Annotated in this window: 17 protein-coding genes and 1 tRNA gene; 7 read left to right on the top strand and 11 right to left on the bottom strand. The window is 69.4% G+C overall.

The genetic code is table 11. The features are described from left to right. Positions 1-73: 73 nt before the first annotated feature. Positions 74-445 (top strand): hypothetical protein, encoded by a 372-nt coding sequence (locus tag C5708_RS08935; protein ID WP_242920126.1) that lies wholly within the window; start codon positions 74-76, stop codon positions 443-445. Between the two features lie 13 nt (positions 446-458). Here C5708_RS08935 and C5708_RS08930 read toward each other — a convergent pair whose 3' ends face one another. The 6 genes from C5708_RS08930 to C5708_RS08905 form a co-directional block, all read right to left on the bottom strand. Next, positions 459-1,046, bottom strand: a complete 588-nt coding sequence (locus C5708_RS08930; protein WP_242920124.1) for a nuclear transport factor 2 family protein — start codon at positions 1,044-1,046, stop codon at positions 459-461. Positions 1,047-1,296: 250 nt separating this feature from the next. Further along, a complete protein-coding gene (locus tag C5708_RS08925) occupies positions 1,297-2,019 on the bottom strand; it encodes a class I SAM-dependent methyltransferase (protein ID WP_242920122.1) in 723 nt (240 codons plus the stop codon). Continuing rightward, positions 1,991-2,455: an Rrf2 family transcriptional regulator gene (locus C5708_RS08920; RefSeq protein WP_242920114.1), complete on the bottom strand. Its 465-nt coding sequence runs from the start codon at positions 2,453-2,455 to the stop codon at positions 1,991-1,993. The genes C5708_RS08925 and C5708_RS08920 overlap by 29 nt, the downstream gene beginning before the upstream one ends. Positions 2,456-2,561: 106 nt before the next feature. Continuing rightward, positions 2,562-3,683, bottom strand: a complete 1,122-nt coding sequence (locus C5708_RS08915; protein WP_242920112.1) for an alpha/beta fold hydrolase — start codon at positions 3,681-3,683, stop codon at positions 2,562-2,564. 172 nt (positions 3,684-3,855) lie between these two features. Continuing rightward, positions 3,856-4,548: a DOPA 4,5-dioxygenase family protein gene (locus C5708_RS08910; protein ID WP_242920110.1), complete on the bottom strand. Its 693-nt coding sequence runs from the start codon at positions 4,546-4,548 to the stop codon at positions 3,856-3,858. 119 nt (positions 4,549-4,667) lie between these two features. Beyond that, the gene (locus tag C5708_RS08905; protein ID WP_242920108.1) at positions 4,668-5,321 is read right to left on the bottom strand and encodes an O-methyltransferase; all 654 of its coding nucleotides are present in this window, start codon (positions 5,319-5,321) and stop codon (positions 4,668-4,670) included. 93 nt (positions 5,322-5,414) lie between these two features. Between C5708_RS08905 and C5708_RS08900 the strand changes: the two genes are divergently transcribed. Then, positions 5,415-6,047: a TetR family transcriptional regulator gene (locus C5708_RS08900; protein ID WP_242920106.1), complete on the top strand. Its 633-nt coding sequence runs from the start codon at positions 5,415-5,417 to the stop codon at positions 6,045-6,047. Here C5708_RS08900 and C5708_RS08895 read toward each other — a convergent pair. Beyond that, entirely contained in the window at positions 6,044-6,943 is a 900-nt protein-coding gene (locus C5708_RS08895; protein WP_242920104.1) for a LysR family transcriptional regulator, read from the bottom strand. The genes C5708_RS08900 and C5708_RS08895 overlap by 4 nt on opposite strands. Positions 6,944-7,041: 98 nt before the next feature. On the opposite strand from C5708_RS08895, the gene ilvD reads away from it, so the two are divergent. Continuing rightward, complete coding sequence (gene ilvD, locus C5708_RS08890; protein WP_242920102.1) at positions 7,042-8,892, top strand: dihydroxy-acid dehydratase; 1,851 nt, start codon at positions 7,042-7,044, stop codon at positions 8,890-8,892. Positions 8,893-8,950: 58 nt separating this feature from the next. Here ilvD and C5708_RS08885 read toward each other — a convergent pair whose 3' ends face one another. Beyond that, positions 8,951-9,598: a glutathione S-transferase family protein gene (locus C5708_RS08885; protein ID WP_242920100.1), complete on the bottom strand. Its 648-nt coding sequence runs from the start codon at positions 9,596-9,598 to the stop codon at positions 8,951-8,953. Positions 9,599-9,898: 300 nt separating this feature from the next. Here C5708_RS08885 and C5708_RS08880 point away from each other — a divergent pair, with 300 nt between their 5' ends. Beyond that, positions 9,899-10,261 (top strand): hypothetical protein, encoded by a 363-nt coding sequence (locus tag C5708_RS08880; protein WP_242920098.1) that lies wholly within the window; start codon positions 9,899-9,901, stop codon positions 10,259-10,261. Between the two features lie 42 nt (positions 10,262-10,303). Continuing rightward, entirely contained in the window at positions 10,304-10,660 is a 357-nt protein-coding gene (locus C5708_RS08875; protein ID WP_242920096.1) for a hypothetical protein, read from the top strand. A gap of 1,204 nt (positions 10,661-11,864) precedes the next feature. Here the strand turns inward: C5708_RS08875 and C5708_RS08870 are convergent. Continuing rightward, a tRNA-Arg gene (locus C5708_RS08870) sits at positions 11,865-11,941 on the bottom strand. A 108-nt stretch (positions 11,942-12,049) separates the two neighbouring features. Here C5708_RS08870 and C5708_RS08865 point away from each other — a divergent pair. Together C5708_RS08865 and C5708_RS08860 are read left to right on the top strand one after the other, a co-directional pair. Then, positions 12,050-12,577, top strand: coding sequence for a GNAT family N-acetyltransferase (locus tag C5708_RS08865; protein WP_242920094.1), 528 nt, complete (start codon positions 12,050-12,052; stop codon positions 12,575-12,577). A gap of 49 nt (positions 12,578-12,626) precedes the next feature. Continuing rightward, entirely contained in the window at positions 12,627-13,604 is a 978-nt protein-coding gene (locus tag C5708_RS08860) for an SDR family NAD(P)-dependent oxidoreductase (protein WP_242920092.1), read from the top strand. 18 nt (positions 13,605-13,622) lie between these two features. Here the strand turns inward: C5708_RS08860 and C5708_RS08855 are convergent, their stop codons facing one another. Both C5708_RS08855 and C5708_RS08850 read right to left on the bottom strand, forming a co-directional pair. Then, positions 13,623-13,889, bottom strand: a complete 267-nt coding sequence (locus tag C5708_RS08855) for a metal-sensing transcriptional repressor (protein WP_121449783.1) — start codon at positions 13,887-13,889, stop codon at positions 13,623-13,625. 10 nt (positions 13,890-13,899) lie between these two features. Further along, positions 13,900-15,120, bottom strand: coding sequence for a nickel/cobalt efflux transporter (locus C5708_RS08850; RefSeq protein ID WP_242920090.1), 1,221 nt, complete (start codon positions 15,118-15,120; stop codon positions 13,900-13,902). Positions 15,121-15,404 lie beyond the last annotated feature (284 nt).

Here is a 15,404-nt window from a genome sequence, read left to right as displayed (position 1 = left end):
GGGGCCGTCCACATCTGCTATATGTATATTTAATTTCCCCGGGCGCTCTTCCAGGCCCCGGCGAGGAGGGCGGATGACCATCGACCTCAACCACGCCATCGTCCGCTGTTCCGACCGGCGGGCGGCGGCGCATTTCCTGGCCGGCCTGATCGACGCCCCGCCCGCCTGGCCCTCGGGGCCGTTCATGGCGGTGCGCGTCAACGAGCGGCTGACCCTCGATTTCTATGACGAGGGCCCCTTCGTGTTCGGCCATTTCGCCTTTGTGGTCGACGAGGCGCGGTTCGACGCGATCCTGGGCCGGGCGGTTGAGGGCGGCCTCGCCCACGGCTCGGGGCCGTTCTCGCGGGACGGGGCGATCAACCGCCTGAACGGCGGACGCGGGGTCTATGTCTGGGACGCCGACGGCAACAGCTACGAGTTCTTCACGGTCGACCCGCTGGCGTGAGCGCCGCCGGCGTTCACCACAGCGGCGGCAGCTGGCTGCGGTGGCAATGAACCGGTGTGGGCGCGGGCGCCTCGGCCGGCGCATAGGTGCGGATGCGCCAGATGCGCCACTCCTGGGCCAGGAAGTCCTTGACCTCGAAGTCCGCGACATAGGCGAGCTCCTCGACCACCCCGGGATTGGTCGGCTTCTCGCGCAGCGCCTTCCAAGTTCCCCGGGCGGTTCGGCCGTCGGCGGCGACGACCAACTGGCTCAGGGCGTGGGAGCGCCGCGGCCTGAACCGCGCGGCGGCGTCCGGCGCCCATGGGTCGCGGACCGCGCCGGCCTTGAGGACCTGGCCCGAGGCGTTCATCAGGCCGGCCCCGGCGGAGGGTTGGAAGAGGTCGTTCAGGCCGGCCGGGTTGGCGACGGCGGCGAAATAGGCCTGCATCACCGCCTCGATCTCGCCCGGCGCCGCCTTCAGGCGCTCGGCGGTCTGGACGGGCGCGACGTTTGCGCACCGCCGCGCGTCCGGGGCGAGGCCAGAGGCCGTCGCGGCCCAGGTCGGCGCGACGGCGACGGCGGCGAGAAGGACGCCCGCCGTCGCGAAGGATCTGTAGGTCACGGCTTGCCCTCGAGCTGCGCAATCCAAGATTGATATGATCGACTTCATTAATCTGGGTTGAATTCGCGTGGCGGCCCTTGCGCTTTCCGCCGTCGCGGGGGTTCCAGTAGGGCGAGGCGCGGGCGGCGTCTTCGGGAGCCGGACGGCGTCAGGCAGCACGCTGCATTCGTGCTGGACCCGGACGGCGACAACATCGAGGCGGTCTTTCGCGGCGGCTGAGGCCGGGACCGAGACCGGGCTCGGCGGAGCGTCAGGCGTAGGCCGCCCAGCCGCGCCAGGTGAAGGCGGCGTAGAACGGGCTGACGCCCGAGAACCCCGCCTCGCGCAGGATCGCCTCGTCCTCTTCGGGGCTGAGCAGGTTCAGGTGCGCCTCGACCGCCGCGCGGGCGCTCTCGGCCTTGTCGGGGTCGGCGCCGGAGGCCACCGCGAAGGCGGCGTACCGCGACAGCCAGCGTTCCCGTTGGTCGGGCGTCTGGGGGAAGCTGGAGTGGGCGGCCACGAACGGCGCGCCGGGCTTGAGGCGGCGGCGGATCTCGACCGCCGTGCGCAGCCGCTCCTCGCGGCCCAGGAAGTGCAGGGTCAGCAGGCAGGTCGCCGCGTCATAGGGGCCTTCGGGCGCGTCGTCGATATAGCCCTGGAGCAGCCGCGCGCGCGGGGCCAGCGGCCCCAGCGTCCGTTCGGCCTGCCGCAGCATTTCGGCGGCGGGGTCGACGCCGTCGAACGTCCAGCCCGGCTGGGCCTCGGCGAACGCCTTCAGCTCCAGCCCGCCGCCGGCCCCCAGGACCAGCACGCGCGCGTCCCCGGGCGCGCGCTCGGCGAGCAGGACGGCGGCCATGCGGTGCAGGTCGGAGAAGCCGGGCACGAAACGCGGCGGCCCTTCGGCGTAGCGGGCGACGGCCTGCGGGTCGGAGAAGGGGGCCAGCAGCGTGTCCAAGGCGGCGGCGTCATGCGGCATGAACGGTCTCCAGGTCATGGGGGCCGCCCCGGGCGACCAGGCGGCGGTGGAAGTCGGCGCTGAGCATGGCCAGCGTCACGTCGCCGAGACGGGAGAGCAGCAGCGCCTCCGCGTCTCGGAAGGCCTGGTCGAGGGCGGCGTTCACCGCCTGCTCGACCAGGCAGCCCGGCGCTTCGGTCCGGTTGCCCATGGCCAGCAGCGACGGGCCGCCCAGCGCGGCGTGGACGTCACGCAGGGTGACGGCGGCAAGGTCGCAGGCCAGCGTCCAGCCGCCGCCGTGCCCCTTCTCGGAGCGGACGTATCCGTGGTCGCGCAGGCCGGCCATGATCCGCCGGATCACCACCGGATGGGTGGTCATGGCCTTGGCCAGCACCTCCGACGTCGTCGGACCGTCCTGTTCGGCCATGTGCAGCAGGACGTGGAGCACGCCCGACAATCGGCTGTCGCGTTTCATGCAACATCATATGTTGCGTGATGGGGCGGCGGTCAAGCCCATCATGGTGAGACATGCCGCCATGGGCGCGCGGTTCAGGTCGCGAAGCGGCCGGGCCGTCGCCCGCTCACGCCGGGCCGGTCAGCCGCCGCGTCGCGAGCCATTGCGCCAGGACGGCGAAGTATTCGGCGGAGTTGGGCCTTTCGTCGTCGGCGTGCGCCGGGTCCAGCAGGTCGCGGGGCGGCATGTCAGTCTGCATGCCGTGGTCGGCGCCGGCGATCACCACCACCCGCATGTGGGGATGTCGCGGCGCGATCCTGGCCAGGCGTTCGACCGAGATGGCCACCGGCACGACCGGATCGGTCGCGCCGTACATCACCAGGATCGGGACCTTCACCTTCTGCAAGGCGGCCAACGGGTCATGCTCGATCTCCCGCCGCCACTGCGAAACCTCGCGGTCGCGCACGGTCTCGCCCATGTAGAGGTAGCGGAACCACGGACGGCCCTTGGCGGCGTCGACGGCGCGCTGGGCGGCGGCGCGGTCGCCGGTCCCGCGCATATAGTCGTCCACCGCCCTGCGGGCGGCCGTCATCTGGTCGATGTCGGCCTGGGAATAGCCGAACACGCGCAAGGTGTTGGTCGACGAGAACAGCATCTGCACGTCGGCGGTGACCACCGGCGCCGAGACCGCCACGGCGAACCTGACGTGCGGGCTGCGGCTGGCCGCCAGCACCGACAGCCAGCCGCCCTGGCTCAGGCCCCAGACCCCGATGCGCTCGGGGTCGATCCTGGGGTCCCGCCGCAGCATCTCGACGGCGGCGATCCCGTCGTCGGCCAGGTCGTCGAAGCTGGCCGCGCCGCGATCGCCGTTGGACTGGCCCGAACCGCGCCGATCGTAGATGAAGACGGCCATGCCGAGCGCCGGCAGGATTTCGGTCAGGTGGCGGTAGAGCGGCGAGGCGCGCAGCGGCGACGAGGCGCCGTGCAGGGCGACGACCGCGCCCAGCCTGCGGCCGCCCTCGGGCAGGAACAGCGTGCCGCCCAGCCGCACCGCGCCGTTCGGGACCACCTTGTCCTCGCGCAGGACCGGACGGGACGGCTGGGCCCGCCATGCGTCCGCCTCTGATGGCGATGGCGGTGCGGCCAGCGCCTCCAGGCCGCTGGCCGACAGCGCCATGGCCGCCGCCGGCGCGCCGGCCGTCCGGATCAGGTCCCGGCGATTCAGCCGTCCCCCCAAAGGCTCGTTCATGATCGGCTTTCTATGATTCCCGGCCTGTCCCTGTACGGGTAGGCAAGCATCTATCCCGCGAGCCCGCCACCGTGCTCTGGTGGTCCGCTGGAAAAATCACCATAGATTGCAACGAATTAATCGCGACCCCGGTCGCCGGCCGGTGATCTCCCCGGTCGGCCTTCCGGCGCGGTCAGGCCGTTTCGACCGGGATGATCGGCCGGGTGTTGGGATAGATCAGTTCGACCGGCGGCTCGCCGGCCCCCGGACTGGTCATGCGGTAGGCGTCGACGGGCTGGGAGCGGTTGATCCAGGCGGTGTAGTAGAGATGATCCGAACGCGGATCGTCCGTATTGGGGTGCAGCAGGATGGTCAGGCCCAGGCTGTTGAGCTGCAGCCAGGGCAGGATCACGTGCAGCAGGTCGTTGGTGAAGCCGAAATAGAAGGACGGCGTCACGTGCGGGCCGCGGGGAACGAGGTTCCAGTCGCCCAGCTCGACCAGGAACCGTTCGGCCACCCAGGTCCGCAGCAGCGCCGCCTTCTCGTAGGTGTCCTCGTCGAAATAGACGTGGGCGTGATAGCTCTTGATCGCCGTGTAGGGGCGCGGTTTCGCCGGCGTCGGCGCTTCGCCCGGGCGCACCGAGGCGGGGCGCGGCGTGGCCTGCTTGAAGGTCTCGTATCCCCAAGGGCTCTTGCCGCCGGCCGGCGGCCGCGGCTGCCGGGCCGGCGGCGGGACCGAGGCGGCCTCTTCGGCCTTGGCCGGAGCGGCCGCGGCGATCGCCGTGGCGACGGCGGCCCCGCCGCCGAGGCCGAGAAGAAGATGCCGCCGTTGCAACTCCGGCTCGTCGGGGCGGGCGATGGAGACGGCGCGGGCGGGATCGGACATGGAAGGGCCTTCGACGAGCTGGATCGGAGCCCGCAGGGGACGTCGCCCAAGGCGCGGTTTCAATTCAGATTGGTTCGGTGGACTTTTAGATTCCCTGACGACCGCCGCCGCCAGCCGCCTCAGCCGATCCGCATGGACAGCTCGACGTCCTCGGCGAACGGCGTGGACATGTAGCCGCCGGCGGGCGAGCGCACCCGGGCCAGATAGTCGGGGCTGTGGTCGGCGTTGTCGGCCACGATCAGGGCGCCGGGCCGCAGGCGGGCCTCCACCCGGTCGAGGATTTCGGGATAGAGCGCCTTGGCGCCGTCGAGCAGCAGCAGGTCGATGCGTTCGGGAAGGTCGGTCGCCAGGGTCTGCAAGGCGTCGCCCTCGCGGATTTCGACTAGGTCGATCAGGCCGGCCTCCGTCAGGTTGTTCCGGGCCCGCGCCGCCTTGGACGGCTCGAACTCGGTGGTGATCAGCCGCCCGCCGCCGTTGTCGCGCAGGGCGGCGGCCAGGTGCAGGGTCGAGACGCCGAACGAGGTCCCGAACTCGACGATGGCTCGCGCGCCGCAGGCGCGGGCCAGCATGTAGAGCAGAGCGCCAGTCTCGCGCGAGACGGCGAGCGACAGGTCCTTCAGGCGCGCATAGAGGTCGGGATAATCGGTCTTGCTGCGCATCAGGCGTTCGCGCTCTTCGGCGGAGATGGCGGGCAGGGCGGCGTCGGTCTGGCCGGCCTGCCGGAACAGGCGCTCCAGCAGCGGCGCGACCGGGGCGGAGGTGAGGGTGTTCATGCGGGGTTTCCGTCTGGATCGGCGCGTCCTTGCGCCGGCTTCAGAAATGCGACTAATTCGTCAGTCCGCCTATTCGCATTGGCGCGCCCAGCCATGACCGATCGCCCAAGTCCCCAGATTTCTTCAAGAAAGCAGCCCCGGCAGGCCCGCTCGACCGACCTGGTGACCGCCATTCTTGACGCCGCTGTTCAGGTTCTGGCCAAGGAGGGCGCGCAGCGTTTCACCACGGCGCGGGTGGCCGAGAAGGCCGGGGTCAGCGTCGGGTCGCTCTATCAGTATTTTCCGAACAAGGCGGCGATCCTCTTCCGCCTCCAGACCGACGAGTGGCGGCGCACGACCGCCATGCTGAGCCGCATCCTGGAGGACGCGGACAGACCGCCGCTGGAGCGGTTGCGCGCCCTGGTCCACGCCTTCGTCCGGTCGGAATGCGAGGAGGCCGAGATGCGCGTGGCGCTCAACGACGCCGCGCCGCTCTATCGCGACGCGCCCGAGGCGCGGGCGGTGAGGGTGGCGGGCGGCCCGATCATCGAGGCCTTCATGCGCGAGGCCCTGCCCACGACCCCCGAGGCGACCCGCGCCCTGGCCGGCGGCCTGATCTCCGCCGCGCTCAGCCAGGTGGGCAAGCGGTTTTCGGAGACCCCGCGATCGCGCCAGGAGATCGAGGTCTACGCCGACGCCCTGGCCGACATGTTCTGCGCCTACCTCAGGGAGCTCGAGCGGCGCTAGCCGCGCGCGCCGACGAGGCGCAGGAGACCGCGCAGCGTCGGGGTCTGGTCGTCGCGGCGCCAGGCCAGCCCGGTCTCGAGGATCGGCGGATCGGCCAGGTCCAGATAGCCGACCCCGGTCCGGGCCAGGTTCCTCAGCGAGGCCGGGACCAGCGCTACGCCCAGGCCAGCCGAGACCAGGCTGATGATGGTCTGCATCTGGATCGCCTCCTGGACGATCCGCGCCGGCCGTCCCTGGGCGTCGAAATAGCCGGTGACCAGATCGTGGAAGGCGGGGGCGACGTTGCGGGGGAACAGGATCAGCGGCGCGTCGAGCAGCGCCTCGGGCGCGGCGACGCCGTTCCGGACCGGCAGGCGGCCGTCCTCGATCCACGCCGCCGGGGCGGCCGCCACCAACGGCTCGGAGACCAACTGGCGGTAGGCGAGGGGTTCGGGCAGGGCCCGGTCGTGCGGCGGAATGATGATGCCGGCGTGGCGCTCCGCGCCGGCCAGCGCCGGAATCTGGACGTCGCTGGTGGCCTCGACCAGTCGGATCTCGACGTCCGGGAAGGCCTGGGAATAACGGCTGACCAGATCGGGCAGGACGCTGTAGTCGGCCGTGCTGACGAAGGAGAGCGAGAGCAGGCCGGTGCGGCCGTCGCGCAGGCGCCGCGCGGTGGTCGGCAACTCGTCCACCGCCGCCAGGGCGGCCAGCACCTCGGGCAGCCACTGCTCGCCCAGCGGGCTGAGCCGCACGCTGCGCTTGGAGCGCACGAACAGCGGCGCGCCCAGGTCCCGCTCCAGGTTGATGATCGACTGGCTCAGCGGCGGCTGGGTCATCCCCAGCCGTTCGGCGGCGCGGCCGAAGTGCAGCGTGTCGGCGACGGCGGCGAAGTGGCGCAGGGGGCGAAGGTCCATTTCGATATCTCTGACGACTTAATAGATCGGAATTAATATATTTTGGAGGTGTTCGTAAGCGGCGTAGGGTCGGCCGTCCTCAAGTCGAGAGCCGCGCCATGCCTCCCTATCGCTCGCGAACCTCCACCCACGGCCGCAACATGGCCGGCGCCCGGGGTCTGTGGCGCGCCACCGGCATGAAGGACGAGGATTTCGGCAAGCCGATCATCGCCGTGGCCAACAGCTTCACCCAGTTCGTGCCGGGCCACGTGCACCTGAAGGACCTCGGCCAGCTGGTCGCCGGCGAGATCGAGGCGGCCGGCGGCGTGGCCAAGGAGTTCAACACCATCGCGGTCGACGACGGCATCGCCATGGGTCACGGCGGCATGCTCTATTCGCTGCCCAGCCGCGAGCTGATCGCCGACAGCGTCGAATACATGGTCAACGCCCACTGCGCCGACGCGCTGGTGTGCATCTCCAACTGCGACAAGATCACGCCCGGCATGCTGATGGCCGCCATGCGCCTGAACATCCCGGCGATCTTCGTCTCGGGCGGCCCGATGGAGGCCGGCAAGGTGACGGTGAAGGGCGAGATCCGCGCTGTCGACCTGGTCGACGCCATGGTGGTCGCGGCCGACGACCGCTACACCGACGAGGAGGTCGCCCGCGTCGAGCGGTCGGCCTGTCCGACCTGCGGCTCGTGCTCGGGCATGTTCACCGCCAATTCGATGAACTGCCTGACCGAGGCCCTGGGCCTGTCGCTGCCGGGCAACGGCTCGGTGCTGGCCACCCACGCCGACCGCGAGGCCCTGTTTCGCGAGGCCGGCCGCCTGATCGTCGACCTGGCCCAGCGCTGGTACGAGCAGGACGACCCGACGGCCCTGCCGCGCGGCGTCGCCACCCGGGCGGCGTTCGAAAACGCCATGAGCCTCGACATCGCCATGGGCGGCTCGACCAACACCGTGCTGCACCTGCTGGCCGCCGCCCAGGAGGGCGGGATCGCATTCGGCATGGAGGACATCGACCGCCTGTCGCGCCGGGTGCCTTGCCTGTGCAAGGTCGCGCCGGCCAAGAGCGACGTCCACATGGAGGACGTGCACCGCGCCGGCGGCGTCATGGCCATCCTGGGCGAGCTGGAGCGCGGCGGCCTGATCGACGCCAGCCAGCCGACCGTCCACGCCCGGACCATGGCCGACGCCCTGGCCCGCTGGGACATCGGCCGCGCCGACAACCAGACGGCCCGGGAATTCTTCCGCGCCGCGCCGGGGGGCAAGCCCACCCAGGTCGCCTTCAGCCAGGCCTCCCGCTGGGAAAGCCTCGATCTCGACCGCGAGGCGGGGGTCATCCGCTCGGTCGGCCATCCGTTCTCGAAGGACGGCGGCCTGGCGGTGCTGTTCGGCAACCTCGCGCCCGAGGGCTGCATCGTGAAGACCGCCGGGGTGGACGACGCGATCCTGACCTTCCGCGGGACGGCCCGGGTCTATGACAGCCAGGAGGCCGCGGTCAGCGGCATCCTGGGCGGCCAGGTCCAGGCCGGCGACGTCGTGGTCATCCGCTACGAGGGGCCCAAGGGCGGGCCGGGCATGCAGGAGATGCTGTACCCGACCAGCTATCTGAAATCGAAGGGCCTGGGCGCGGCCTGCGCCCTGATCACCGACGGCCGTTTCTCGGGCGGCACCTCGGGCCTGTCGATCGGCCACGTTTCGCCCGAAGCCGGCGAGGGCGGCCTGATCGCCCTGGTCGAGACCGGCGATCCGATCCTGATCGACATCCCGAACCGCGGCGTCAGCCTGGAGCTGTCCGACGAGGTCATCGCCGCGCGCCGCGCGGCCATGGCCGCCCGGGGCGCCGAGGCCTGGAAGCCGGTCGGCCGCAAGCGCGAGGTCTCGCCGGCCCTGCGCGCCTACGCCGCCCTGACCACCAACGCCGCGCGCGGCGCGGTGCGCGACGTCGGCCAGGTCGAACGCTAGGCGCGCCGCCGCGCCAGCCCAAGGACGAACGCGCCGGCCGGGTTCCGCCGGGGGGCGCTCAACGCTGACCGGCCGCCGCCGCGGCCCACGCCCTCGTGCCGTGGCAAGTCTGCATGGCCCGCCCGTAGGCCTCGCGCCGGGTGGTGCGCGCCACATAGGCCTGCTCCGGCTCGCCGAGGGTGAAGCATCCGGTTCTCTGGGCGAACTCCAGGGCGTAGGTCACCGAGATGTCGGCCGCCGTGAAGGCGTCGCCCGCGAGATAGGGCGAGCGGGCGAGCCGCCGGGTCACCAGCCCCAGCCGGCTCTCGAAGACTTCCAGCGCCTTGCGCGCGCCCCAGTTCTCACGCTCGGCTTCGGGCGCGAGATTGCGGCTGACGACGACGAAGTACATCGAGGCGGCGAGGCCGGCTTCACCCAGGTGCAGGAATTGCTGGTACGCGGGAAAGGCGGGATCGTGCGGGCCCGGCGCGAGCGGCGTCGGCCCATGGCGGGCCATCAGGTACTCCATGATCGCGATCGACTCGACCATGGTGACGTCGCCGTCCTGGAGCGCCGGGATGTACCCGGCGGGATTGACGGCCAGATACTCCGGGTCGTTCTCGACGCCCGCCAGCAGGTCCACCGGCCGCAGCCGGTAGGCCAGCCCCATCTCCTCCAGCAGCCAGACGACCCGGAACCCCCGGCCTTCGCCAAAGACGGTGATCATGTCCGAGGCTCCCTTGCGCGCGGCTCAATTCAGTGACGCCAAGGCCGCGCGAACGCAACCGGTGTCGGTGCGACTGAACGCTGACCGGCTAACTCCTTGAAAGCGTTCAATCGGCCGCTTTCGACCACGTAGCCGAAACCACTTAAGACTGTCCCCGGCGGGGCAATGCCAACTTAAGGCTGTCCGCGCCGGGGGCTCAAGTCGGCTACAGGCTAGTGTCGGGTCCCGACCCGTTGCGGACTTTGCCCCCTCTGCTTGACCGCTGAGGACTCCAGGGCTTCGATGCCAGCAAGGGGGAATATGGCGAAGCTTCGATTCATCCGATTGCTGCACCTCATCGGTTACGCGACGACGTTAATTGTCGTGTGCGAATTAGCGGCTGCGGGATATTTGGGTTACGGATGGTGGCGATCCGGGCAACAGCTGCGCAGCCGTCTCCTTGAGGCGACCAGGACCCACAATCGACCCTTGATCGAGGCCTCGGGCGAACTGCTGGCGGCCGAGGCCGCCAAATCCCTCGCGTCGGTGCGTCAAACGACCGGCCGCTCAAAGAATGTCCTAAGCTACGTCGCCATGCCCTCGTTTTCGGACTGGTACGCTATGGCGCTCTACCTGCCAGACAACGAAGAGTTCGCCCAAGTCGCACTTACTGCGGTTCGGTGAGACGACGACAATTTTGCGTTCTCGAAGCCGCGCAACTTCACAATGCCCAAGGTCGAGTACCTTCGGGCGGCGCAGCAGTTTGACGCCATGACGGATAATTGGGGTGGAGCGACGGACAGCGTTTGTTTTGATGGCATGCCCGTAGCTTTCGAACGCATAAAGGGGGGCGTCGTGACCTCGGGCATTGGCAATGCGAGTTGCAGCGAACACTACCGCGCTATCGATCAGTTGGCCGCCGCGGCCGGGCCGCTCGATGAAGCCGAGCGCGAGAAGATCATCATACCGGGGGTGGTCGCCCTGCATGGCGCCATCTCGCAAGAGGAGATGATCGTCCTGGTTCAGGATCGCATATTCGCCGCGACGATTGGTGACCAGATGGGACGCTGCCGGCGTCGGTAGTGCAATGGATCGGAACACGCTCTCCCCCGAAAGCTCCGATCAACTTAACCGGGACGGATAGCTTTAGGGAAGCTCAAACGTTGCGCGAACCGACTGGTGCGCGGCTTCAACATGCTTGGGCGGCAAGATAGGCCGACGAGCAGAGGCCTATCAGGGCGCCCGGCTCATAAACGTCTAGTTCCTGGCTTCTGGCGCAGATCGCTATGGCTGAACATCGGTCCGCCACTTGAAGCATGGCCTTAGCTGCTCCATGTTCCTGCTTTGATCCTGAGGTGCGCTATGGCCAATCGAGAGCAGTCTAGCAAGGCAGCCGCAAGCAAGGCGGCCAAGGTATTGCGGGATCCGCACGCGACTGCGGCCGCGAAAAGTGCTGCAGGCTCCACGCTCACTCAACGGGCGACCCAACTTGAGCAAACCAGCCGTTCAGCCGCGAGTGCAGCTTCTAGTGTCCTGCGTGATCCCAAATCGACAGCGGCGGAAAAGAGCGCGGCGGCTTCGGCGCTCACCCAACGGGCGAACCGGAAGTCCTAAGGGTGTGGATGGAAACCGCTTCGCAGGCCCTCCGGTCCGGCAAGGTTCTGGAGCTAAGGTACGACGGTTGGAGTCGCTGTGTGGAAGTTCATGCGGTGGGCTACTCGCGCGACGGAAACCCTTTGATGCGAGTCTGGCAGGTGAGCGGCGGCAGCAACAGCAATGAACCGCGCGGTTGGAAGCTCATGCGCTGTGATGAGGCCTTCACCGCGTATGTGAGCGAGAGCGCATCGCAAGCTCCGAGACCTGGTTATCGACGCGGAGACAGAGCGATGAGCCGGATTGTCTCCGAGCTCTAGAGTTTTGGTCAGCCGAGTTCCGCTGCGCTGAACGTCCCGTTCTTGGAGCGGCGCTAAGGTCCGCATCTGGCGCCTATCGGGCGTCAAGATGGTTGAGCCGGGGCAATACGACGTCAACAAATGAAAAGCCCGGCGCTGCGGCAGGGCTTCGTCGCCCCTTGCGGGGCAAGGACCATGGTCCCGCGGCCAATGGCCGTAGAAAGCGTATGCCTTCAAAAATCGTCAGCTTCAAGCTTCCCAGTTTCCAGACTTAGGGTGCTCATGAAGCGCCCAAGGCGGCTGCTCGCATGTAGATGCGATTAAGTCGCAATGTTGACAGTCTTAGCTTGGAATCAGGACAGTTCTAACTTGTGCCGACACCCGACCAAAGATGCTGGCGACCCCGGGGTGACTCGAACACCCGACCTCCGGTTTAGGAAACCGCTGCTCTATCCTGCTGAGCTACGGGGCCACGCCGGCTTCCCTAGCCTATTCGGCCGTCGGGCGAAAAGGGGTTTCGGCCGTGGGCGGCGGCGGTCTGCGACTTGATCGCCGGCGGTCGCGCGCCTAGCCAAGAAGCATGTCCGTCGCAACGACCATCCGGCCTTTTCGTCCAGGCGACGCCGGCGCTCTGGCGGCGCTGTTCCACGCGGCCGTGCGGCAGGGCGCTCTGGGCGACTACCGGCCAGAGCAGGTCGTGGCCTGGTCGCCGTCGCCGCCCGACCCGGCGGCGTTCGCGGCGCGGGCGATAGACGGACGGCTGGTCCTTGTGGCGGTGGACGCGCGGGATCGGCCCCTGGCCTATGGCGACCTGGAGCCGTCGGGCCATATCGACCACCTCTATTGCCGGCCGGACATGATCGGGCGCGGCGTCGCCTCGGCGATTTACGATCGTCTGGAAGCCGCCGCTCGCGGTCGGGGTCTGGTCCGCCTGTTCGTCGAGGCCAGCGAGGCCGCCCGGCGTCTGTTCGCGGCCAAGGGGTTCGTCGCGCTGGAGCGGCGCGACTTCATGCTGCGCGGCGTGACGATCCATAACTATCGGATGGAGAAGAGCCTGGCCGACGACGACGGCGCGACGAAGGGCGGCGTCCTGCGCGGCGACGGGTGAACCGCGGCCCGAATTGGGCTATGCCGGCTGCGGACGAGCGGAGACGTGCATGTATGTGATGGTGACCGGGGCGGCCGGCTTCATCGGGGCCGAGGTCTCGGCCCGACTGCTGGCGGCCGGCGCGCGGGTTCTGGGCGTCGACAACCTGAATTCCTACTATCCGGTCAGCCTGAAGGAGGCGCGGCTGGCGCGGCTGCGGGGCCATCCCAATTTCCGCTTCGTCCAGGCCGACATCAGCGACCGCGAGGCGATGACGGCGCTGTCGCCCGACTGCGCGGGCCTGACCCACATCCTCAACCTCGCCGCCCAGGCGGGGGTGCGCTATTCGCTGGTCGATCCTTACGCCTATGTCCAGGCCAACGTCATGGGCTTCGTGGTCATGGCCGAGCTGGCGCGCCAGGTCGAAGGCCTGCGCCATTTCGTCTATGCCAGCTCGTCGTCGGTCTATGGCAGCGGCAAGACGCTGCCGTTCTCGACCGACCTGCGCGCCGACGAACCGGATTCGCTCTACGCCGCCACCAAGCGCGCCGACGAGATGATCGCCCGCACCTACGCCCACCTCTATCGGACGCCGACCACCGGCCTGCGGTTCTTCACGGTCTACGGGCCGTGGGGGCGGCCCGACATGGCCCCGTGGATGTTCACCCAGAAGATCATCGCCGGCGAGCCGATCACCGTATTCAACAACGGCGAGATGTGGCGCGACTTCACCTATGTCGACGACATCGTCGACGGCGTGCTGGCGGTGCTGGACAAGCCGCCGGGCGCCGACCTCGACCCGCCGCACCGGGTCTACAACCTCGGCAACAACAAGCCCGAGAAGCTGGCCCACTTCGTCGAGGTGCTGCAGCAGGTGATCGGCAAGCGGGCGGTGATCGACTACCAGCCGATGCAGCCGGGCGACGTGCCCTCGACCTACGCCGACATCGAGGCCGGCCGCCGCGACTTCGGCTTCGCGCCCAAGGTCTCGATCGAGGAGGGGCTGGCGAGGCTGGTCGACTGGTATCGGGCCTATCACGGCGTCTGAGCGCCGCCGGCCGCGGCGCTAGAGGTACTTGGCCAGGGCGGCCAGCCGGGCCAGCTCCTCGCGGGTCTCGCGCGAGAGGGGCCCGGCGACGGCCTCCAGGTGATGCTCGATATGGTCGCTGACCAGCACCGTCTTGGCCTTGTCCAGCGCCTTGAGCACGGCCTGCATCTGCTGGGCGATCTCCAGGGCGTCGCGATCGTCCTCGACCATGCGGATGATGGTGGCCAGGTGCCCGTGGGCGCGCTTGAGGCGGTTGATCAGGTCGGCGTTGTCGGCGTGGCTCATGGCCGCCAGCCTACAGGCTTCGGGCCACGGCGAGCCAGCCCTGAACCCCGATGACCAGCCCGACGACGAGGATCACCAGGCCGGAGACATAGGGCGCCTTGCGCACGATCTCGCCGAAACCGCTCCAGCGGCGGGCGGCCTCGCGCACGCTGAGGGCGGCGACCACCCCGGCCGTCACCATGGTCAGGGCCAGGCCGACGCTGAAGGCCGCGACCAGGGTCGCGCCGAGCGCCAGCTTCTTCAACTGCAGGCACAGCATCAGCACGGTGATGGCGCCGGGGCAGGGGATCAGGCCGCCGGTCAGGCCGAAGACGACGATCTGGCCGGTGGTGACGTCGCGGTCGGCGAACCGACGGCGGATGTCGTCGGCGTGGGCCAGTTCGTGGGCGTCCTGATAGCCGCCGGCGGCCAGGTCGAGACCGCGAAGCTCGCGGTGGATCGGGTCGTCGCCATGATGGCCGCCGTGGCCGTGCGCGTCCTCGGTGAAGGCCACGTCATAGGCGTGGGCGTGCTGGCCGCGCGTCAGGGTCAGCCGGGCGATGAAGTCGTGCGGCTCCGGGATGGCCTCGACCGATTCCAGCCGGCCGTCCTTGCTGACGAAACCGAAGGTCTGGCGCGCGCCGTCCGGGCGTTCGGTCTCCAGGCCGATCTGGTCGGGCCGCCACGCCGGGCCGTTGCGCACGTGCAGCCGCCAGCGGGGCGGGCCGGCGTCCTCGAACAGCTCCAGGGCGAGGTCGCCATGGTCCGTCTCGATCAGCCGCACGCCGGGAGGGGGGCCGTGGTCGTGAGGGGCGTGGTCATGGTCGTGGCTGTGGTCATGGCCGTGAGCGGAATGACGATGGTCGCGATCGTGGCCGTGACCGTGTCCCCCCGCCTGGGCCAGGCGCTGCTCGCGGCGCGTCCGCCACAGCATCCACAGGGCCATGCCGACGACGATCGCGCCCGAGGCCATCTGGAAATAGGGCTCGGCCGTCTCGGCGTTCAGGCCTCGCCACAGGGTCATGCCGCCCAGGGCGATCACCCAGACGATCGCGGTGTGGGACAGCGTGGCGCACAGGCCGAGCAGCACCGCCTGCCGCACCGTGCCGCGGATGGCGATGATGAACGCCGCCATCATCGTCTTGGAGTGTCCCGGCTCCAGGCCGTGCAGGGCGCCCAGGACGATGGCGGTCGGGATGAACAGCCAGGCGTGGGTCGAGCCCTGCTGCAGCAGTTCGGCGAAAGGCGTCATGGGCGGCCTCAAGGGTTGAGCGTTGGGATTATCCTATCCCCCAGGGTAGGATATGGTGTCAAGCGCCTCGGGCTCATGCTGGCGCGGAGGGCGTCGATGGAAGGCGCACGGTCCCGGCCCGGCGGCGAGGCGGATGCGGGTTAATCGGCCCGCAACGTCACTCAGCCATGTTGGGGCGGGGAGGATGCGCGATGACGGGGACGGCGCGTGATCGGTCCGCCAGCGGCGCCTGCGACGGCGCGCCGCTGGCGAGCCCGTCGGATTGTGGCTTGGCAGGTGCCCAA

Origin of the sequence: Caulobacter sp. CCUG 60055 (assembly GCF_022750545.1) — a bacterium.
In the GTDB taxonomy this organism is placed as follows: Bacteria; Pseudomonadota; Alphaproteobacteria; order Caulobacterales; family Caulobacteraceae; genus PUIC01.
Note: the sequence above shows the minus strand (reverse complement) of the source record. Positions and strands in the feature narration are given on the sequence as shown.